This is a genomic window from Pseudomonas hormoni, assembly GCF_018502625.1.
Lineage (GTDB): Bacteria > Pseudomonadota > Gammaproteobacteria > Pseudomonadales > Pseudomonadaceae > Aquipseudomonas > Aquipseudomonas hormoni.
Window position 1 is genome coordinate 4486883 of the sequence record NZ_CP075566.1, and the last position, 20519, is coordinate 4507401.

A 20519-nucleotide genomic window follows, 5' to 3' on the forward strand; every position below is an offset into this window, starting at 1 on the left:
AATCTGTACGTTCGGCCAGGTGGTCAGGGAAAAGGATGACCCTTATGAACACTGTGCATCAAACTGCTGCCGGTCCAGGGAAATGGCGATGAATACGCTGCTGGCGCGGACCAACCGGCGGATTCTCATCGTCGACGACACGGCTTCGATCCATGAGGACTTCATCAAGATCCTCAGCCCGCCCTCATCCGATGACGACAGCCTGACCAGTGCTGAACAAGCCCTGTTCGGCACGGCGGTAACGGCCACACTCCAGCGTTTCGTACTCGATTCGGCATTCCAGGGCCTCGAAGCGCTGGACAAGGTCGAAACGGCCCTGGCCAACGACATGCCCTACGCGATGGCCTTCATCGATATGCGCATGCCACCGGGCTGGGACGGCCTGGAAACCATCGAACGCCTGTGGCAAGTCGACCCCAAGCTGCAAGTGGCGCTGTGCACGGCCTACTCCGACTATTCCTGGGAAGACATCGACGAACGCCTGGAGCTGGGCGACCGCCTGCTGATTCTCAAGAAACCGTTCGATGCCATCGAAATCCGCCAGATGGCCAGCGCGCTGACCGCCAAGTGGCAAATGACCGAAGATGCGGCGCTGAAGATGTCGCTGCTCGAGCAAGCGGTCGAGGAGCGCACCCGGGAACTGTCCGATGCCAACATCATTGTGCAGAACAGCCCGACCATCCTGTATCGACTGCGGGGCGAGCCGTCGTTTCCGTTGATGTACATCTCGCACAACATCACCAAATACGGTCATGTCGCGGCGAAACTGGTGGCCTCGGCCAATTGGGCCAAGGAGTTGATCCATCCCGAGGATCAACCGAAGGTCGACACCGCCATGGCCCGGGTGCTGGACCGCCATGCTGCAGGCGCCTCCATCGAATTCCGGATGCGCACCGGCAACGGTGAGTGGCGCTGGGTGGAAAACCGCTACATCCCGGTACGCGACGACGAAGGCCGCCTGCTGGAAGTCGAAGGCATCATCATCGACGTCACCGAACGCAAGGTGGCGGAGGAGAAAATCTTCCTGCTGGCACGCACCGACGGACTGACCGGGCTGGCCAACCGCGCCACGCTGATCGAGCGGCTGCACCAGGCCTTCGCCGCCGCACGTCGCGGCGCGACACCGTTCGCCATGTTTTACCTGGACCTGGACCACTTCAAACGCATCAACGACACCCTCGGGCACCCGGTGGGCGACTTGTTGCTGCAAGAAGTGGCCCGGCGTATCAAGGCCTGCGTGCGGGAAAACGATGTGGTCGCCCGCCTCGGCGGCGACGAGTTCGCGATCCTGCAACTGGACGTCAGCGATCCGACCCACTCTGCGGCCCTCGCCACCAAGGTCCGCGATGCGCTGGTGCTGCCCTACTCCCTGGCCGGCAACGATATACGGGTATCGGTCAGCATCGGCATCAGCAGTTACAGCCCGACCATCACCAGTGCCGACGGCATGTTGACCCAGGCTGACATGGCGCTCTATCGCTCCAAGGAGAAGGGCCGCAACCAGTACCATTTCCACTCCGAGGAGATCAATCAGGAGGTGGTCGAGCGCATGACCATCACCAGCGAGTTGAGAGAGGCCATTGAACACAATGAACTCGAACTGCGTTACTGGCCGGAAGTGGACCTGAGCAGCGGCAAGATCCTCGGGATGGAAGCGCAGGTCACCTGGAATCACCGCGATCGTGGTTTGCTGGAAGCTCCGGCGTTCCTGCCCGCCGCCGAAAAGACCGGCACGATCATCGCCCTCGGTCATTGGGTGCTGGATCGAGCCTGCCGGCAGATGCGCCAGTGGCGTGATGAGGGTGTCGCGCCACCGGTGATTGCGATCAAGCTGTCCCTGGCCCAGCTCAAGAGTGGCCCCGAACTGATCTATGACGTGCTGCGCACCACCGCGCGCTGGGAGCTCTGCGCCGGGGACCTGCGGTTCGACGTCACCGAAGCGACACTGGCCCAGACCAAATGGACCCACAACGACGTGTTGCCACGCTTGCGTGATCTGGGGGTGAAGATCGCCATCGACGACTTCGGCACCGAGTATTCCTCGTTCGATTACCTCAAGACCTATCAGGTCAATCACCTGAAACTCGCCCAGGCCTTCATCGACACAGCCGCTCGCGATCCGTCCAGCGCCAACACCTTGCGCGCCATCATCAACTTCGCTCGGGACGTCGGGATCGGCATCATTGCCGAAGGCGTCGAAACCCAGGAACAGCGCAGTTCATTGATGGCCACCGGGTCACCGATGAATGCCCAGGGTTATTACTTCAGCAAGGCCGTCAGCAGCCAGCAGGCCGCCGAGCTGCTGAAAGCCGGGAGAATCATGCCGTCTACGGAGGACAAAGGATGAAAGTGCCTTTCGTGCGGACCAACCGGCGCATCCTGATCGTCGACGACACGCCTTCGATTCATGAGGATTTCCGCAAGATCCTCGGCCCCGAAACCGAAGAAGAACAGAACCTGGCCGGCACTGAAGCAGCGCTGTTCGGCACGCCGCAGAATGATCGGCAGACGTTCCAGCTCGACTCGGCCTATCAGGGTCAGGAAGCCCTCGAGCTGGTCAAGCGCGCATTGGCCGAAGGTCACCCTTACGCCCTGGTGTTCACCGACATGCGCATGCCGCCCGGCTGGGACGGGCTGGAGACCATCGAACAACTGTGGAAGGCCGATCCACACCTGCAAATCGCTTTGTGCACGGCGTATTCGGATTACACCTGGGAAGCGATGGCCGAACGGCTGGAGTTTGGCGACCAGATGCTGGTGCTGAAAAAACCTTTCGACAGCCTGGAAATCCGCCAGATGGCCAGCGCCCTGACCTGGAAATGGCAGATGGCTCAGGACGCGGCGATGAAGGTGCTCAGCCTGGAGCAAACCATCGAAGCGCGGGTTCACGAATTGCTCAAGGTGTCTCACCTGTTGCAGTACGACGTGTTGACCGAGTTGCCCAACAGCACGTTGCTGGGTGACCGGCTGAACCAGTCGCTGGCGTTGTCCCGACGCCATGACAAGCAACTGGCGGTGATGTTTCTGGGGCTTGATCGCTTCAAGCGCATCAACAATGCGCTCGGCCATCCGGCCGGTGACGAAATGTTGAAACAGGTCAGCCGCAATCTGGTGGCCACCGTACGCGAGTCCGATTCGGTGTTTCGCTACGGCTCCGACGAATTCGTGGTGATCCTCGCCGATATCCGCCACCCACAGCAGACAAAGGGCATCGCCGACAAACTGTTGAACGCTATTCGCGCCCCCCTGCACATCGCCGGACATGACGTGAGCGTGACCGCGAGCCTGGGCATCAGCATTTATCCCGATGACGGTTTCGACGCCATCGAGCTGATCAAGAAGGCCGAAACCGCGATGCGCAACATCAAGGAAAGCGGCCCGAACGAATTCAGTTTTTTCATCGACGATATGAATCAGCGTGCACGGGATCAGCAAAGCATCGAAACCGGCATTCGCCTGGCGCTGGAGCGCAATGAGTTTGTCCTGCATTACCAACCCAAACTGGATCTGGGCAGCGGCCAGGTGGTCGGCGCCGAGGCGTTGATCCGCTGGCAAAAACCGGGGCACGGCCTGGTCTTTCCATCAGCGTTCATCGGGGTCGCCGAGGACAGCGGTCTGATTGTCCCGCTGAGCAAATGGGTGTTGGCCGAGGCCTGCCGACAAGCCTGTGCCTGGCAGGCCCGCGGGCTGCCAAAAATCTGCATGTCGGTGAACATGTCAGCCATCGATTTCCGTCAGCGGGACTTCGTCGATGGCATCCAACAGATCCTCGAACAGACGGGCCTGGAGCCGTCCTTGCTGGAGCTGGAAATCACCGAAGGTGTGTTGATGCAAAACATCGAGACCACCGTCAATTCCCTGACCCGGCTCAAGGCGCTGGGTGTGCGTCTGGCCATCGATGACTTCGGCACCGGCTACTCCAGCCTGAGTTACTTGCAGCGCTTTCCGATCGATGTGCTGAAAATCGACCAGTCGTTCATTCGCGGCTTGAGCAACGACAGCAACGACGCCGCCCTGGTCAGCGCCATCATCAGCCTGGGGCGCAGCCTCAAGCTGACCATCATCGCCGAAGGCGTGGAAACCCTCGAACAACTGAATTTCCTCAGAGCCCATCAATGCGAGGAAGGCCAGGGTTACTACTTCAGCAAAGCCGTGGAACCGGACAGCTTCGTCCAGTATCTGTGGTCCGTGAAGCCTGCTCCATTTCCCGCCACGTGAACGATGCGCAACGACACACAGGCTATAAGCCAAGGAATCATCAGATGTCGTCATCCATTCACCACCTGCTCCTGGTGCCGCTGCTCGGATTCTGTCTGAGCGCTGGCGCCGCACCGCTGGATGAACCACTCAAACCGCTGCCTCCGGTGCCACAACAAAACCCGCTGCGGGTCGAGCTCGGTCGCCAGTTGTTCAATGAACCGCGCCTGTCGGTCAACAACACACTGTCCTGCGCCAGTTGCCATCAGCTGGACAAAGGTGGTGCCGATACCCAGGCGTTTTCCATGGGCTTCAACGGTGTGCCTGTGACGATCAACACCCCCAGCGTGTTCAACGCCACCCTGAATTTCAGGCAGTTCTGGAACGGCCGCGCCGACACCCTGGAAACCCAGATCCATGAAGTGGTGCAAAGCCCCAGTGAAATGGGCAGCAACTGGCAACACGTGGTGCAAGTGCTATCCGCCGACCCGGCGTACCGCAGCGCATTCGCCAACGCCTACCCGGACGGCGTGACCATGAACAATGCGCAAAACGCCCTGGCGTCGTACGAACGGACTCTGCTCAGCAGCAACTCGCGGTTTGATCAATACCTGCTGGGCGACACCGACATCCTCACGACCGAGGAAAAGTACGGTTATCAACGTTTCAAGGATTACGGCTGCATTGCCTGCCACCAGGGCGTGAACATCGGCGGCAACATGTTCCAGAAGTTCGGCGTCATGGGCGATTACTTCAAGGTTCGCGGCAACCCGACCGACTCCGACCTGGGTCGCTATCTGGTGACCAAGGATGAAGAGGACCGCAACGTGTTCAAGGTACCGAGCCTGCGCAATGTCGCGGTGACCGCACCGTATTTTCACGACGGTTCGGTCAACACCCTCGAAGAGGCGGTGGACGTGATGTTCAAGTTCCAGCTCGGGCGCATTCCTTCCGCCGAGGACAAGTTCCTGATCATCCAGTTCCTCAAGACGTTGACGGGTGAATGGGGAGGCAAGCCTTTATGAAAATGTCTAACCGTCGCAACCTGGCATTGCTGGGCATCGTCGCCGTGATGCTGGCCTCGACGCTGCTGTTCCTGTACCTCAAATCGAATTCGAACGAGACGTCGACCTACGCTGAATCCCGTGACCTGATCGGTCGTATCAAGCAGCTGAACGCGCAATGGGAAACCGAAATCCTCAAGGCCAGGATCACCACCAACCACAACTATGATCCGCTGGTCACGCCGCTGATCGAGATGTCCCAGTTGTGGGAACGGTTCGACACCATGGAATCGACCCACGGTCGCAACGACTCGCCGATCTGGCGTGCCAGCCATGATGCGTACCTGACCGCCATCCTGGAAAAGACCCGGCTGGTGGAGCAGTTCAAGTCCCACAACGCCGTTCTGCGCAACTCACTGGCGTTCCTGCCTACCGCCGAGGACGACATTCAGGAGCAACTGGCCAGGTTGGTCGATGGCGATAAACTGCAACTGCAGAACATCGCCAACGACACTTACGACCTGCTGCTCAGCAGTCTGGAGTTCGCCCAGGTCACCTCCGACGAAAGGGCCGCCGACATTCTGGTCGGACTGAACAAACTGGCGGTGAACAAGTTGCGCCTGCCCAAACAGTTTCACAGCCCGATCGATATTTTGAGTAACCACATTTCACTGATTCTGCGCGAACAACCGGTGGTCAACCGCTTGCTGGAAAACATCGAAGCGATTCCCGTCGCCGAGCGCCTGGACGACATCACCAGCCTGTTGAACACGGACCAGCAACAGGCCGATGCGGTCGACCAGCACTATCACTTCTACATGTTGGCGTTTTCAGTGTTGCTGGTCCTGTTGCTGGTGTACCTGGCGATCCATCTCATGCGCAGTTTCACCGTCATCAACCACGTTAACAAAGCCCTGAAAACCGTCAATGACGACCTGGAGCTGCGGGTGGAAGAACGCACCCGTGAACTAAAGGACACCCAGAGCGAACTGCTGGACACCGCACGCCAGGCCGGCATGGCCGAGATCGCCACCAATGTGTTGCACAACGTCGGCAACGTGCTTAACAGCGTCAACATCTCGGCCGACCTGGTCAGCCGCAAACTGCGCGCCAGCAAGGCCCAGGGGTTGGGCAAGGCGATGCAACTGATCAACGAACACCCCGGCGACCTCGGCACCTTCCTGACCCAGGACGAGAAAGGCAAATTGCTGCCTGGCTACCTCAATCAACTGGTGGAGGCCATCGCCCTCGAACAACAAAGCATGACCGACGAACTCGCGCAGTTGAGCAAAAGTGTCGACCACATCAAGGACATCGTCGCCACCCAGCAATCCTACGCGGGCGCCAACAGCCTGATGGAGCCGCTGCACATCAGCGAATTGCTCGAGGACGCCCTGCGCATGAACGCCGGCGCGCTGACCCGGCATCACGTCACGGTGGTCAAGGAGTACGGTGAGGTGCCGCAGGTCATGGGCGACAAACACCGTTTGCTGCTGATCCTGATCAACCTGATCAGCAACGCCAAATACGCCATGTCCGACCTCAGCAACCGCCCGCGACAAATGACCCTGGGGGTAAAAATCGTCGACGACGAGACGCTACAAGTCAGCGTCAAGGATGACGGTGAAGGCATCGCTGCGGAAAACATGACGCGCATCTTTGCCCACGGCTTTACCACCCGCAAGGAAGGTCACGGCTTTGGCCTGCACAGCTGTGCCCTGGCCGCCATCGAAATGAACGGCCACCTCACCGCCTACAGCGACGGGCCGGGCAAGGGCGCGCAGTTCACCCTGCAAATCCCGCTGAAACCCGTCACGGAGGTAGCATGAGCGAACAGTCGAACCGGCGCATTCTGCTGATCGACGACACACCGTCCATTCATGAGGATTTCCGCAAGATTCTTACGCCGACGCCGGTGCCGACTGTCGAGCTGGACGCGATGGAAGCGGCGCTGTTTGGCAGTGAAGTGAAATCCACCCGCGCCCTGTTCGAGCTGGATTCGGCGTATGGCGGGCAAGAGGGCCTGGGCAAACTCAAGGACGCCTTGCAGGTAAACCATCCCTACGCGCTGGCCTTCGTCGACATGCGCATGCCGGAGGGCTGGGACGGCGCGCAAACCATCGAGCATTTGTGGCAGGAAGACCCGCGTCTGCAAGTGGTGGTGTGCACCGCGTATTCCGACTATTCGTGGGATGAACTGCTGGACCGGTTGCAGGCGCATGACCGGCTGCTGATTCTGAAAAAACCGTTCGACAACATTGAAGTCCAGCAGATGGCCAACACCCTGCTGACCAAATGGGACATGACCGAACGGGCCTTGGTGCAGATGAGCCACCTGGAGCATCTGGTGGACCAGCGCACGACCCAATTCAAACAGGCCAGCGAGGCGTTGCAGCGGGAAATCGACGAGCGCAAACAGCTTGAATCGCAACTGGTGCAATCGGAAAAACTCGCTTCACTGGGGCAACTGGCGGCCGGTGTCGCCCATGAAATCAATAACCCCATCGGCTTCATTTCCTCCAACCTCGGCGCCCTCGATGGCTATTTCAAACAGCTGCAGGAAATGCTCGATGCCTATCGTGATGCAGAGGAAGCAATTGGTTCCAGCGAGCTGGTCGAGCGCCTGCATCAACTACGCGATCGGGTCGAGCTGGAATTCCTGCGCGACGACATACCGCTGCTGATCAAGGAATCCAAGGACGGCATCAACCGCGTCGGACAGATCGTCAGGGACCTGAAGGACTTCTCGCGGGTGGACTCCAACCAGGAATGGCAGTGGGCGAATCTGCAACACGGCATCGAATCGACGCTGAACATCGTCGCCAATGAACTGAAGTACAAGGCCGATGTGGTGAAGGACTATCAGATCCTGCCCGATATCGAATGCCTGCCTTCGCAGATCAACCAGGTGATCATGAACCTGATCGTCAACGCGTCGCAGGCCATCGGCCCGGAACGCGGCACCCTCACCCTGCGCACCGGGTCTGAAGGGGAAACCGTATGGATCGAAGTCGCCGACACCGGCGTCGGGATCCCGCCGGACAGCCTGCAGAAAATCTTCGACCCGTTCTTCACCACCAAACCGGTGGGCCAGGGGACAGGGCTGGGGTTGTCCCTGTCCTATGGCATCGTGAAGAAACATGGGGGGGATATTTCGGTGGTGAGTGAAGTCGGGGTGGGGAGCACTTTCCGCGTTGAATTGCCGATCCACCAATCAAAACCGGCAGCCTGAACACAACTCAAGATGTGGGAGCGAGCTTTTGTGGCGAGGAGCTTGCTCCCGCTCGGCTGCGAAGCAGTCGCAAAGCTTTTGGGGCCGCTTCGCGACCCAGCGGGAGCAAGCTCCCTCGCCACAAAGGCTCGCTCCCACAGGGTTCCTCACAAGTCAGGTGGTTATGTGGCTTCCTGAAAATCCATCTCCGGTGGCTGACGACGGAAACCACCGGTCAACACTGCCAGGTACACCACACCAATCGCCAGCCAGCTCAAACCCAGATAGATCGCCAGATGATCGAGGCTGACCATCAGCCACAAATCAGCCACCAGACCGATGAACGGGAAGATCAGGAACAGCACCAACTCACGCAACCCCTTCTTCTCGCCGCCGATCCAGTAGTGAAAGATCACCGACAGGTTCACCAGACTGAACGCCAGGAACGCGCCGAAGTTGATGAACGAGGTCGAGGTGGTGACGTCCAGTTTCAGCGCCAGCAACGCCACGACGGCGCACAGCAGGATGCTGTTGATTGGCGTGCCAAAGCGTTCGTGCAAGGTGCCGAAAAACGATTTCGGCAGCACACCGTCACGGCCCATGGCATACAGCAGCCGCGAACCGCTGGCCTGAGCCGACAGACCCGAAGCGAACTGACCGACGATCAGGCCGATCAGAAAGATCGACACGAACAGGTCGCCACCGATGTTGCGGGCAATTTCATAGGCAGCCGAGTCGACGCTGTCGAACTGGAATGACGGATGCGCGATCTGCACGAAATACGACACGCCGACGAAGATCAGCCCGCCGATCAGGGTAATCAGCATGATCGCCCGTGGGATGGTGCGGCGCGGGTCGCGGGTTTCTTCGGTCAGGGTGCTGACCGCGTCGAAACCGAGGAACGAGTAACAGGCGATGGCCGCACCGCTCATGATCAGTGGCATCTGCATGTCACCGTTAAAGAACGGCTTCACCGACCACAACGGCGTGCTCGCATCGCCGCCGACGTAATGCACGCACAGCGCAACGAAGGCGATCAGGACCAGAAACTGCACCAGCATCAGCAAGGCGTTGATGCCGTTGGCCAGTTTCAGGCCGACGATGTTGATCGCGCTGGTGATGCCGATGAACGCCAGCACCCAGATCCACTGTGGCACCGCCGGGAACGCGGAGTTGAGGTATGCCGCGCCGATCAGCCAGATCGCCATCGGCAGGAACAGGTAATCGAGCAGCACTGCCCAACCGGCGATGAAACCGAGCTTGGGACTGATCGCCTTGCGCACATAACTGTAAGCCGAGCCGGCCACCGGAAACGCCGAAGCCATTCGGCCGTAACTCATGGCGGTGAAGAACATCGCCACCAGCGCCGCGAGGTACGCGGCCGGCACCATGCCGGCGGTGGATTGAGCGAGGATGCCGAACGTGCCGAGCACAATGATCGGCGTCATGTAGGCGATGCCAAACAGCACCACCGACCCTAATGAGAGGGTGCGTTGCAAACGAGCCATGAGCGACTACTCCGAATTTTATTGGATTTATGGCAGAGCCGAGTTCGGCGCAAATTACGGGTGTTGCGTTTGTTGTTCTGGTCAAACAGGTGTGTCGTTTGTCAGGGCCTCATCGCTGGCAAGCCAGCTCCCACAGGTTTTGCGTTGTACACAAAATCGATATCCACAGAAGATCCCTGTGGGAGCGGGCTTGCCCGCGAAGGCATCAGCCCGGTCGACACAGAATCAGGCTCAGCCCTTGGGAATCAGCAGCTCCCGAAGTCCAGAAGCATGCTCAACCCTCTCCCCCGGCAACTTCAGCCGCTGATCATCCAGATACCGATAATCCTGCCGCGCCGCTTCCAGCTGACTGAAGTCCAGCTCCACCGCAAACTGCCCCTCATCCCGCCCAGCCTCAAACAACAACGTGCCCAGCGGATTCACCAGCGCACTGCCGCCAGCAAACAACAACCCGCCATCGCCCGCTTCCACGCGGTTGACCATCAGCGCAAACGCCTGGTTTTCCTGGGCGCGGGCCATGATCGCGGTGCGGTGAGTCGGGCCGTACGGGTCCATGTTGCCGTTGGTGACGATCAGCAGTTCGGCGCCCAGCTGTGCCAGGGCGCGGGCGGTTTCCGGGAATTCGATGTCGTAGCAAATCAGCAGGCCGACCCGCACGCCGTTCCACAGGCACGTGGCGTAGCGGTCGCCCGGTTCGTACACACCACGGTCGGACGCCCACAGGTGCGTCTTGCGGTATTTCAGCGCGATGCCTTCCGGGGTGATCAGCAGCGTGGTGTTGAAAAAGCGACCGTTGTCGTTCTCGGCCGTACCGATCACCACGGCGATGTTGCGCTCACGGGCAACGGCGACGATCGCGCTGACCGTCGGGCCGTTCAGGGGTTCGGCGACCGCAGCGACGGTCTCGGCGGACGGGAAGCCCATCAGATGGCTTTCCGGAAACATGATCAACTGCGTGTCGGCCGCGCAGGCAGCAATCGCCGCCAGCGCGCGTTCGAGGTTGTAAGCCGTGTCGTTGTCACGGCCCGCCAGTTGGGCGAGTTCGACCTTCATGGGTAGTCCTTGTTCTAGTGGCCGGGCGGCAGAAAGATTGCCCGGCCGTTGTCTGTGCGCCAGTATGCGCAGCAAGCAACCGGCCAGGGAATCACGCGGCCGGGGTAACCCGATAGGGGTAGACCCATGACACTCTCGTTAGACGACATCGCCTGGCACCGTTCGGTCGGGCAACTGATCGACGCCCTCGACAAGCCCAATTTCTGGACGCAACTGGTGCGGCTGCTGGATCAGTACGTGACCTTCGACAGCTGGGTGGCGCTGCTTTTCAGCGCCGATCAGCACCCGCAAGTGTTCGCCGAATGCCCGGGCGAAGACGGCAGCCCCGATCAGTTGTTCCAGGATTACCTGCGCGGTTTGTACCTGCTCGACCCGTTCTACATCGCCTGCCGCGAGCAGTCGCGCACCGGGCTCTATCGCCTGTCGGAAGTGGCGCCGGAGCATTTCGAGCTGACCGAGTATTACCAGCGCTACTTTCGTCTGAATGTGGTGGCCGACGAAATCCAGTTCAATTGCCAGCTCGAGGGTGACCGTACGCTGTGCCTGTCTTTGGGCAGCAAACAGCGTTTCAGCGGTCAGCAGATTGCCTGGCTGTCGTTGATCCAGCCGTGGGTGCTCGGCCTGTTGCGCCAGCGCCTGCCTTACGAAATCAACGAAGTCGTGGCCCTCGCGCCGGCGCCGGTCCAGGGTGACTGGCGGGTTCAACTGGAAGCCTCGGTGCAGCAACTCAAAGGCGCGCAACTGACCGCACGCGAGCTGGATGTCGGGCGTTTGATGCTCAGCGGTTGCTCCAGTAAAGAAATCGCCCGTAAGCTGGAAATCTCTGTTGAAACCGTGAAAGTCCATAAGAAGCACATGTACAGCAAGCTGGGGATCAAGTCCCAGTCCGAGCTGTTTTCGATTTTTCTTCAGGCCCAGAATGCCTAAAAAACGTTGCAGCGCCCCAGACTCCTGTGGCGAGGGAGCTTGCTCCCGCTGGACCGCGAAGCGGTCCCGATACAGACACCGCGTGCAGTCAGACAGAACCCGTCAGCAGGTTTTGCGACTGCTGCGCAGCCGAACGGGAGCAAGCTCCCTCGCCACAGAAGCAAGATGCAGCATTGCCAAACAATGACCGAGTCCGAACCCAAGGAAACCGTATGAGCCTGTCACTCCTGAGCCGCTACGCCTTCTTTGCCGCTTGCGTGATCTTCACCTTCGCCAGCCTGCCCTTCCTGGAACACGACTGGCTCTGGCCGATCACCGCCGTCACGGGCGTGCTCAGCCTGATCGGCCTGTTCGATCTGCTGCAAAGCCCCCACGCCGTGCGTCGCAATTACCCGATCCTCGGCAACATCCGCTATCTGGTGGAGGGCATTCGTCCGGAAATCCGCCAATACCTGCTCGAGTCCGACAGCGACGCCCTGCCCTTCTCCCGGGCCCAGCGTTCGCTGGTCTATTCCCGCGCCAAGAACGAAAGCGCCGACAAACCCTTCGGCACGTTGATCGATGTGTATCAGTCGGGTTTCGAATTCATCGGCCACTCCATGCGCCCGGCACCGTTGAGTGATCCGAGCAGTTTTCGCACCCTCGTCGGTGGCCCGCAGTGCACCCAGCCGTACTCGGCATCGGTGTTCAACATCTCGGCCATGAGTTTCGGCTCGCTCAGCGCCAACGCCATTCGCGCGTTGAACCAGGGCGCGAAGCTCGGCAACTTTGCCCACGACACCGGCGAAGGCAGCATCAGCGCCTATCACCGGGAAAACGGCGGCGACCTGACCTGGGAACTCGGCAGCGGCTACTTCGGCTGCCGCACCGCAGACGGGCGCTTCGACCCGGAACGCTTCGCCGCACAAGCGCAGACGCCGCAGGTGCGGATGATCGAAATCAAGATGTCCCAGGGCGCCAAGCCCGGCCATGGCGGCATCCTGCCCAAGCACAAAGTCACCAAGGAAATCGCCGAAACCCGCGGCATCCTGATGGGCGAAGACTGCATCTCGCCGTCGCGGCACAGTGCGTTTTCCACGCCGATCGAACTGATGCACTTCATCCAGCAACTGCGTGAACTGTCCGGCGGCAAACCGGTGGGCTTCAAGTTCTGCCTCGGCCATCCGTGGGAATTCATGGGCATCGCCAAGGCCATGCTGGAAACCGGCATCCTCCCGGACTTCATCGTCGTCGATGGCAAGGAAGGTGGCACCGGTGCGGCGCCTGTGGAATTCACCGATCACATCGGCGTACCAATGCGCGAGGGTCTGCTGTTCGTGCACAACACGCTGGTAGGCCTGAACCTGCGGGACAAGATCAAACTCGGTGCCAGCGGCAAGATCGTCAGCGCTTTCGACATCGCCAGCGTACTGGCCATCGGCGCCGACTGGGCCAACTCGGCGCGCGGCTTCATGTTCGCCATCGGTTGCATCCAGTCGCAGTCGTGCCACACCAACAAATGCCCGACCGGCGTCGCCACCCAGGACACCTTGCGCCAGCGCGCTCTGGTCGTCCCGGACAAGGCCCAGCGCGTGTTCAACTTCCACCGCAACACCCTCAAGGCGCTGGCCGAAATGCTCGCCGCCGCCGGCCTCGATCATCCGTCGCAGTTGTCGGCCAAGCACCTGGTGCGGCGCATGTCGGCGACCGAGATCAAGCTGTTCTCGCAGCTGCATGTGTTCTTGAAACCGGGGGAGTTGCTCACCGGCGAGGTAAACGGCGAGTTCTATTCGCGCATGTGGCAGATGGCGCGGGCGGACAGTTTTGAGCCCAATGAAATGGCAGCGGCTTGAGTCCAACGGGGCGCTTCACCAGCGAAGCGCCTTGATCGGGGCCGGCTCTTTCATGACGATGAAACCGTAATCACCCAGCAGATAAATCCGGTAGTACTGGCGCTCCAGCAGCGCCGGATATCCAAGATATCCCACCCGCGTCGCATTGCGACGCTCCTTCTCCGCGACGACGTTGGTGATGCCCACTTTCGGCAGGTTCTCGGCCAGCATGAAAAAGTCGATGTTCAGCAGATAGTGCAACACCGGCATCTGCTTGAACGAACCTGCGGCACCCAGCAACCAGTGATCGGAGTACGTCACCGACATGTAAATCCGCTTGGCCTCACGCAGTTGTCGATGCGTCGCAATGTCGTGTTCAAGGCTCAACAGCGCACTGGTAGTGAAGGCTTTCTGCACCGTCAGCACCCGGCCGTAAGCGAACGACAACGACAACATCGCCAGCAATGGCAGCAACAGCAACAACGGCAGCCGTTTATGGATCTGCGCCAGTGCCAAGTGGCTCAAGTAGAACAACAGCACCAGCAGCACGGCGAAACCCATCAAGGTCCGGGCGCCTTCGTTGAAGTCACGGAAAAACAGCGCGACGCCCGACACCAAGAGCGTCACGACCGGCAAGGTCAGCAAACACAGCAGGCCGATCAGGCCTTTCTTGAGTCCGCTGTCCTGACGCGCTCGCACCTTCAGTCCCACCTGAACAGCACCGGCAATCGCGCAGAGCAACAACGCGGCGAACACCCAGGCGAATCCGCCGTGAAACAGCAGCACGACTTTTTCCAGCACTCTGCCGATGTTGACGTGCAGCTGCAGCAGCGGCGCGGCGGCCCAGTTCAATAACAACGCGCGATCCTGACTCATGAACGCCACGGCACTGACGCAGTACATCAGCCAGCCCATGGTGACCTGCGCCAGTTTCCAGCCGATCAACCCGCACAGTTGCGGCCAGCCCAATCGGTCATTCACGCCCCTGAGCAGTTCCAGGCAACACAAGCCCAGAAACACATTCAGGCTGATCTGATACAGCCCCAGCGCCAGTGCAATCAGCAACGCCGGCACTAGCCATTGCCGACTGCGCGAGGGGTGACGAAAAGTGATCGCATAGATCACCGCCACCAGGCTCAACGCCATGGCGGGACCGTCATATTGATAGGACAGGTTCTGCAGAAAAAACGGGTTGTACCAAAGTGGCAGCGGCACCAGGCAACAGGCAATCGTCGGTTGTGGAGAGTAATGAAACGTCAGCCGGGTCAGTGCCGAGGCCATGGCCAGCGTGGCGATCAACAGGGGCAATGGAAAGATGTTCGGCGCGGCGTTGCCGAACGTCAGCAGGTTGTAGAACAGCTGGGTAAACCAGCGACCCTGTTCCGCCCACGCCATGCCGGCCGACAGCGAACGCCAGTTGTCATCGATGTACGGGTAGTCCGCGAGGATCAGCGGCACGACATACAGCAACGTCGCGAGCAGAAAAAACAGCCAGACCTGGCGCGGCCCGAGTTCTTTACCGAGAAAATCACTGAACCGGCCCATGCTAAAGCCCGAGCCGGTCTTTGCCGCCGACGATGTCTTTCACCACATAGCGCGGCCGATGCTTTGATTCGATGTAGATCCGCCCGACGTACTCACCAAGGATGCCGATACCGATCAGCTGCACACCGCCGAGAAACAGAATGGCGGTCATCAACGACGGGTAACCGGGGACGCTGTTGCCGAAGAAAATCTTGTCCAGGACCATGTATACCGCGTAAAGCACCGCGAAAATCGAAATGCCGCCGCCGATGTACGTCCACAGGCGCAACGGCACGGTGCTGAACGACGTCACGCCTTCGAGGGCCAGGTTCCAGAGTTTCCAGCCATTGAACTTGCTGGCACCGGCCACCCGCCCGGCTCGCTCGTATTCGACCATCGCCGTGTTGAACCCGGCCCACGACAGCACGCCCTTCATGAACAACTGGTGCTCGGGCAGTGCGCGGATCACGTTGACCACCTTGCGATCCATCAACCGGAAATCGCCAACGTTTTCCTCTATCCGGGTGTACGAGATACGGTTCAGCACATGGTAGAACAGCGATGCAGTGTGGCGTTTCAGGTAACTATCGGCGCCACGATTGCGGCGTTTGGCGAGCACCACATCCGCGCCTTTCTGCCATTCGTCAATCAACAGCGGAATGACGCTGATCGGGTCCTGCAGATCGACATCCATGGGAATCACTGCGTCGCCGGTCGCATATTCCAGACCGGCGAACAGTGCCGGCTCCTTGCCGAAGTTGCGCGAAAAGTTGATCAGCAGCACAAGATCATCGACCTGCGCCAGCGCTTTGGCCTGCTCTGCCGTGCCATCGGAACTGCCATCGTTGATGAACACGATCTCGACCTCACTGCCGCCAAGCCTCAACTCGCGGCGCACTGCCTGATAGAACAGGACGATTGCCTGCTCTTCGTTGAAGACCGGAACGATCAGCGAAACCTTCACGTTTCACGCTCCTGAACAATGTCGTGTAACTGTTCGACAGAGGCCTTCAGCCGTCGTTCTTGCGTGCCACCGGTCTGCCAGACCAGTGGGCAGATTCCTGTTGTCGGCTCAGGTAAGGGCAGGCAGTTGAGACATTCAGTAATATCGGGGTTTTGCAATTGCCCACGAATCACGCCACCCTGCGCGCCGCCAATGTGCGGCGCGCAATCTTCAGCGCCTCCGTCCACTCTTAATTCAACACCCGTTCACGAGCCCGCTGTCATGACGTTTGAACGCGATCACCGAATCGACTTTTTTCGAGGCCTGGCGCTGATCTTCATCTTCTGGGATCACGTGCCTCACAACCCCCTCGGGCAAATCACCCCGCGCAACTTCGGTTTCAGTGACGCCGCCGAAATCTTCGTATTTCTGGCCGGTTATGCGGCGGTCCTGGCCTACGGCAAAATCCTTCAGCGCGATGGTTACCTGATCGCCTGCGTGAAGATCCTGCGCCGTGCCTGGGTGCTCTACGTGGTGCATATTTTCCTGCTGGCGATGCTGATGGGCATCGTGTTCTTCGCCAACAGCCATGTGGAAACCCGGGATCTGGTGGAGGAAATGGGCATGCACCATTTCATTACCAACCCGCAGCAGGCCTTGGTGGATGAACTGCTGCTGCGCTTCAAACCGAACCTCATGGACCCGCTGCCGTTGTACATCGTGCTGCTGGCCGGATTGCCGCTGGTGTTGCCGGTGCTGGTGCGCAAGGCCGGGGCGGTGGTGGCGGTATCGTTGACGGTGTACCTGTTGGCGCCGTGGTTCGGCTGGAACCTGGCCGCCATCAAGGACGGCGTCTGGTATTTCAACCCGGTCGTCTGGCAACTGTTGTTTGTCCTCGGTGGTGCCGCTGCGACTCACGGGCAGCGGCCACGGTTACCCGAGACTCGTGCGCTGCAGCGTCAGCCATTGTTCATCAGTGCGTTGGTGTATGTGGTCATCACTGGCGTGATTACCGTCTCGTGGCGATGGCCGGAAATTCATGACGCGGTGATGCCGGGCTGGCTGAGCAACCTGTTGTACCCGATCAGCAAGACCGACCTGTCGCCGGTGCGGCTGCTGCACTTCCTGGCGCTGGCGTACGTTACTGCGAAACTGTTGCCGGATAGCGGCTGGACGCGAAACTGGCTGGCGCAGCAATGCTGTCGCATGGGTCGCTACTCGCTGGAAATTTTCTGCCTCGGCGTGTTGTTGGCGCCGCTGGCCGATATGGTCAACGCCATGACCGACGATGCCTTTGCCATGCAGGTATTCACCGCGCTGGTGGGTGCCGGGTTGATGGCGTTGCTGGGGGCGTGGCTGGAGTTCAACAAACGATTGACCGCACCGGTTCAAACAGTACCGGTCAATTGAGGGGCACCGAGCTTTTGTGGCGAGGGAGCTTGCTCCCGCTCGGCTGCGAAGCAGTCGTCAGTATTCAGGGCCGCTGCGCGCCCCAGCGCGAGCAAGCTCGCTCGCCACAGGAGATCTCATCAGCCATTAAAAAGCCCCGGCCAATTGACCGGGGCTTTTCATTTCAAGCGTTATAACTTACGAAGCCGAGCGCACCGCACCTTGCGATACATTGGTCGGTTGCAACTTGAACACGTAGAACAACAACGTCAGCAACACCAGGAACGCCGGGCCTACATACAGCGCCACGCGGGTGTCCGGGAAGTACGCCATCAAGCCGACCACCAGCACCAGGAACGCCAGCGCCAGGTACGAGCTGACCGGGTACAGCCACATCTTGTATTTCAAGCCGGCACGTTCGCTGGCGCTCAGGCCTTTGCGGAACTTGAGCTGGGCCAGCAGGATCATCACCCAGGTCCAGATCGCGCCGAAGGTGGCAATCGCCGTCACCCAGACGAAGACTTTCTCAGGCACCAGGTAGTTGAGCAGCACGCCCAGCAGCAAGGCGAAAATCGACAGCAGCAGCGCACGACGCGGCACGCCATTGTTCGAGGTCGTGGCGAAACCGGCCGGGGCCTGGCCGTTCTGCGCCAGGCTGTAGAGCATGCGCCCGGTGCTGAAAATGCCACCGTTGCAGGACGACAGCGCCGCGGTGATTACCACGAAGTTGATGATGCCAGCGGCAGTCTTGATGCCCAGGCGCTCGAACGTCATCACGAACGGGCTACCTTGAGTGCCGATTTCGTTCCACGGATAGATCGACAGAATCACGAACAACGCGCCGACGTAGAACAGCAGAATCCGCCAGAACACCGAGCCGATCGCATTGGGAATGGTCTTCTGCGGGTTCTTCGCTTCACCGGCGGTCAGGCCGATCATCTCGACGCCGAGGTAAGCGAACATCACCATTTGCAGGGACATCAACACACCTTGCACGCCGTTGGGCATGAAGCCGCCATGCGCCCAGAGATTGGAAATCCCCAGTGCCACGCCGTCATTACCGAAACCGAACGCGATCACTCCGACGCCGCCAACCACCATCGCGATGATGGTGACGATCTTGATCAGGGCGAACCAGAATTCGAATTCACCGAAGGCTTTCACTGCGATCAGGTTGATCGAGCCCATGCTGACCAGCGCGGCCAGTGCCCAGATCCAGCGCGGCACCTCGGGGAACCAAACGCCCATGTACACCGCCACCGCGGTGATTTCCGCGACGCAGGTCACCAGCCACAGGAACCAGTAATTCCAGCCGGTCAGGAAGCCTGCCAAGGGACCGAGATAATCCTGGGCGTAACGGCTGAAGGAGCCGGCGACCGGGTTGTGCACCGCCATCTCGCCGAGGGCTCGCATGATCACCAGGATCGCCAGACCGCCGATGATGTAGGACAGCATGATGGCCGGGCCGGCCATTTCGATGGCTTTGGCCGAACCGAGGAACAGGCCGACGCCGATACAGGCACCGAGCGCCATCAAGCGAATATGCCGTTCGCCGAGTTCGCGTTTAAGCGGGCCGCCTTGAGCGGTCTCGCCGTGGGGCAGGTGATTGCCGACTGGCATAGGGGTACAACCTCGTCTTGTTATTGGATATGACCACCGAGTGTCGAAGCGCTGGCTGATAAACCATTGCTTGCCTGGAACCGGGCCTGCTTCGTGGGCAGAACCGTCCTGTAGGACAAAACCTGCAAGATCAGCGGGGCGTGCAGTATAAAAAGCCGGCTGCAGAGATTTTCACTCTATAAATCACAAAATTCAGGCGTACATCTCGATAAAAAGGCGATTTCAGGAGATGGATTGTCTGGATTTTGTAGGATTTTTCGCCATTTAGAACGGCGCCGAGTATTGCACGGTATTGGTGCAGCGTCATGCCCCTGCCTAGGCGGCACTTACCCTCCGACCTCTCTAACTCAACCACTCCAGACCCACACCACCCTGTGGCGAGGGAGCTTGCTCCCGCTCGGCTGCGCAGCAGGCGCAAACCTGCAGACCGAATCAATCAGACGAACCGCGGATACAGGGTTCAGGGCCGCTTCGCAGCCCAGCGGGAGCAAGCTCCCTCGCCACAGGAATTGTGCTCATGACTGGATCAGTCAGGACTTTCAGAAAATTCACTCAGAGTTTGAAGCGGCGTGTAGGTCGCGGCGTACCTAGCGTTAATGGAAATCACTATTTCCAGGAAGCAAAGGAATGCAGCCACGACCAAACTCACACTTGCTCCGTCAGGGACGCTTTTCAGAGCGAGGCCGGGCCTATCTCATAACGGCGGTTGTGCATCAGCGCCACCAGGTCTTCACCGATTGGCAATTGGGTCGTTTGTTGGTCGCTGAACTGAGGCGAGCCCATGAACAAGAATGGGTCAACTCGATTGCCTGGGTAGTCATGCCGGACCACTTCCATTGGCTGGTGCAACTTGAGCAATGCGACTTGGCGCAGCTCATGCAATCGATCAAATCTCGTAGCACACTCACTATCAACCAAGCGCTGCGCCGCGAAGGTGCTTTCTGGCAAACCGGCTACCACGACCGGGCAATCCGTGATGGCGAAGAGCTCCTGCCATTTGCTCGCTACATCGTTGCCAACCCATTGCGCGCGGGACTGGTAGACAAAATCGGCGATTACCCCCTCTGGGATGCTTGTTGGCTCTAATCAACAGACTCCAAACTTCCCTGTGGCGAGGGAGCTTGCTCCCGCTCGGCTGCGAAGCAGTCGCAAAACCTGTAGACCGAATCAATCAGACAAACCGCAGGTACAGGGTCCGGGTCTGCTTCGCAGCCCAGCGGGAGCAAGCTCCTTCGCCACAATACTGACATTCGGTTCTCCACAATTTTTTCACCATCGCCAACCACCGACTAAGCTTCAAACAAGTCCGATCAATCTGCGTGAATGGATCAG

Annotated in this window: 14 protein-coding genes; 9 read left to right on the top strand and 5 right to left on the bottom strand. The window is 59.6% G+C overall.

Annotated features, from left to right (window positions below; genetic code table 11):
• The first annotated feature begins 82 nt into the window (after window positions 1-82).
• Genes KJF94_RS20915 through KJF94_RS20935 form a run of 5 tightly spaced genes read left to right on the top strand, consistent with a single transcriptional unit; the run spans window position 83 to window position 8433 of the window.
• Window positions 83-2347 carry a putative bifunctional diguanylate cyclase/phosphodiesterase gene (locus KJF94_RS20915; protein WP_214378427.1) on the top strand — a complete coding sequence of 755 codons (2265 nt, stop codon included), beginning with the start codon at window positions 83-85 and terminating at the stop codon, window positions 2345-2347.
• Window positions 2344-4218, top strand: a complete 1875-nt coding sequence (locus KJF94_RS20920; RefSeq protein ID WP_214378429.1) for a putative bifunctional diguanylate cyclase/phosphodiesterase — start codon at window positions 2344-2346, stop codon at window positions 4216-4218. The genes KJF94_RS20915 and KJF94_RS20920 overlap by 4 nt, the downstream gene beginning before the upstream one ends.
• Before the next feature lie 44 nt (window positions 4219-4262).
• Window positions 4263-5222, top strand: coding sequence for a cytochrome-c peroxidase (locus KJF94_RS20925; protein ID WP_214378431.1), 960 nt, complete (start codon window positions 4263-4265; stop codon window positions 5220-5222).
• On the top strand, window positions 5219-7030 hold the full coding sequence (locus KJF94_RS20930; protein ID WP_214378433.1) for a DAHL domain-containing protein: 1812 nt from the start codon (window positions 5219-5221) through the stop codon (window positions 7028-7030). Before KJF94_RS20925 ends, KJF94_RS20930 begins: the two co-directional genes overlap by 4 nt.
• Window positions 7027-8433: an ATP-binding protein gene (locus tag KJF94_RS20935; protein WP_214378435.1), complete on the top strand. Its 1407-nt coding sequence runs from the start codon at window positions 7027-7029 to the stop codon at window positions 8431-8433. The genes KJF94_RS20930 and KJF94_RS20935 overlap by 4 nt, the downstream gene beginning before the upstream one ends.
• A gap of 161 nt (window positions 8434-8594) precedes the next feature.
• On the opposite strand, the gene KJF94_RS20940 is transcribed toward KJF94_RS20935, so the two are convergent.
• A complete protein-coding gene (locus tag KJF94_RS20940; protein WP_214378437.1) occupies window positions 8595-9920 on the bottom strand; it encodes an APC family permease in 1326 nt (441 codons plus the stop codon).
• Between the two features lie 231 nt (window positions 9921-10151).
• The gene (locus tag KJF94_RS20945) at window positions 10152-10973 is read right to left on the bottom strand and encodes a carbon-nitrogen hydrolase family protein (protein ID WP_214378439.1); all 822 of its coding nucleotides are present in this window, start codon (window positions 10971-10973) and stop codon (window positions 10152-10154) included.
• 126 nt (window positions 10974-11099) lie between these two features.
• Here KJF94_RS20945 and KJF94_RS20950 point away from each other — a divergent pair, with 126 nt between their 5' ends.
• Both KJF94_RS20950 and KJF94_RS20955 read left to right on the top strand, forming a co-directional pair.
• On the top strand, window positions 11100-11900 hold the full coding sequence (locus tag KJF94_RS20950; RefSeq protein WP_214378441.1) for a helix-turn-helix transcriptional regulator: 801 nt from the start codon (window positions 11100-11102) through the stop codon (window positions 11898-11900).
• Window positions 11901-12112: 212 nt separating this feature from the next.
• Window positions 12113-13732, top strand: coding sequence for an FMN-binding glutamate synthase family protein (locus KJF94_RS20955; RefSeq protein WP_214378443.1), 1620 nt, complete (start codon window positions 12113-12115; stop codon window positions 13730-13732).
• Between the two features lie 15 nt (window positions 13733-13747).
• Here the strand turns inward: KJF94_RS20955 and KJF94_RS20960 are convergent, their stop codons facing one another.
• Together KJF94_RS20960 and KJF94_RS20965 are read right to left on the bottom strand one after the other, a co-directional pair.
• A complete protein-coding gene (locus KJF94_RS20960) occupies window positions 13748-15256 on the bottom strand; it encodes a glucosyltransferase domain-containing protein (RefSeq protein WP_214378445.1) in 1509 nt (502 codons plus the stop codon).
• Window position 15257: 1 nt separating this feature from the next.
• Window positions 15258-16199, bottom strand: a complete 942-nt coding sequence (locus KJF94_RS20965; RefSeq protein ID WP_214378447.1) for a glycosyltransferase family 2 protein — start codon at window positions 16197-16199, stop codon at window positions 15258-15260.
• A 261-nt stretch (window positions 16200-16460) separates the two neighbouring features.
• Here KJF94_RS20965 and KJF94_RS20970 point away from each other — a divergent pair, with 261 nt between their 5' ends.
• Window positions 16461-17588: an OpgC family protein gene (locus KJF94_RS20970; protein ID WP_214378449.1), complete on the top strand. Its 1128-nt coding sequence runs from the start codon at window positions 16461-16463 to the stop codon at window positions 17586-17588.
• Window positions 17589-17765: 177 nt separating this feature from the next.
• Here KJF94_RS20970 and KJF94_RS20975 read toward each other — a convergent pair whose 3' ends face one another.
• A complete protein-coding gene (locus tag KJF94_RS20975; protein WP_214378451.1) occupies window positions 17766-19187 on the bottom strand; it encodes an amino acid permease in 1422 nt (473 codons plus the stop codon).
• 627 nt (window positions 19188-19814) lie between these two features.
• On the opposite strand from KJF94_RS20975, the gene KJF94_RS20980 reads away from it, so the two are divergent.
• Window positions 19815-20273 carry an REP-associated tyrosine transposase gene (locus tag KJF94_RS20980; RefSeq protein WP_214378453.1) on the top strand — a complete coding sequence of 153 codons (459 nt, stop codon included), beginning with the start codon at window positions 19815-19817 and terminating at the stop codon, window positions 20271-20273.
• The last annotated feature ends 246 nt before the right edge of the window (window positions 20274-20519 follow it).

Excerpts from the sequence above, each read along its gene's own strand:
- KJF94_RS20945 (WP_214378439.1), bottom strand. The coding sequence starts at position 10,973 with ATGAAGGTCGAACTCGCCCAACTGGCGGGCCGTGACAACGACACGGCT.
- KJF94_RS20940 (WP_214378437.1), bottom strand. The coding sequence starts at position 9,920 with ATGGCTCGTTTGCAACGCACCCTCTCATTAGGGTCGGTGGTGCTGTTT.
- KJF94_RS20935 (WP_214378435.1), top strand. The coding sequence starts at position 7,027 with ATGAGCGAACAGTCGAACCGGCGCATTCTGCTGATCGACGACACACCG.
- KJF94_RS20925 (WP_214378431.1), top strand. The coding sequence starts at position 4,263 with ATGTCGTCATCCATTCACCACCTGCTCCTGGTGCCGCTGCTCGGATTC.
- KJF94_RS20970 (WP_214378449.1), top strand. The coding sequence starts at position 16,461 with ATGACGTTTGAACGCGATCACCGAATCGACTTTTTTCGAGGCCTGGCG.
- KJF94_RS20915 (WP_214378427.1), top strand. The coding sequence starts at position 83 with ATGGCGATGAATACGCTGCTGGCGCGGACCAACCGGCGGATTCTCATC.
- KJF94_RS20955 (WP_214378443.1), top strand. The coding sequence starts at position 12,113 with ATGAGCCTGTCACTCCTGAGCCGCTACGCCTTCTTTGCCGCTTGCGTG.
- KJF94_RS20980 (WP_214378453.1), top strand. The coding sequence starts at position 19,815 with ATGCAGCCACGACCAAACTCACACTTGCTCCGTCAGGGACGCTTTTCA.
- KJF94_RS20930 (WP_214378433.1), top strand. The coding sequence starts at position 5,219 with ATGAAAATGTCTAACCGTCGCAACCTGGCATTGCTGGGCATCGTCGCC.
- KJF94_RS20975 (WP_214378451.1), bottom strand. The coding sequence starts at position 19,187 with ATGCCAGTCGGCAATCACCTGCCCCACGGCGAGACCGCTCAAGGCGGC.
- KJF94_RS20950 (WP_214378441.1), top strand. The coding sequence starts at position 11,100 with ATGACACTCTCGTTAGACGACATCGCCTGGCACCGTTCGGTCGGGCAA.
- KJF94_RS20960 (WP_214378445.1), bottom strand. The coding sequence starts at position 15,256 with ATGGGCCGGTTCAGTGATTTTCTCGGTAAAGAACTCGGGCCGCGCCAG.
- KJF94_RS20920 (WP_214378429.1), top strand. The coding sequence starts at position 2,344 with ATGAAAGTGCCTTTCGTGCGGACCAACCGGCGCATCCTGATCGTCGAC.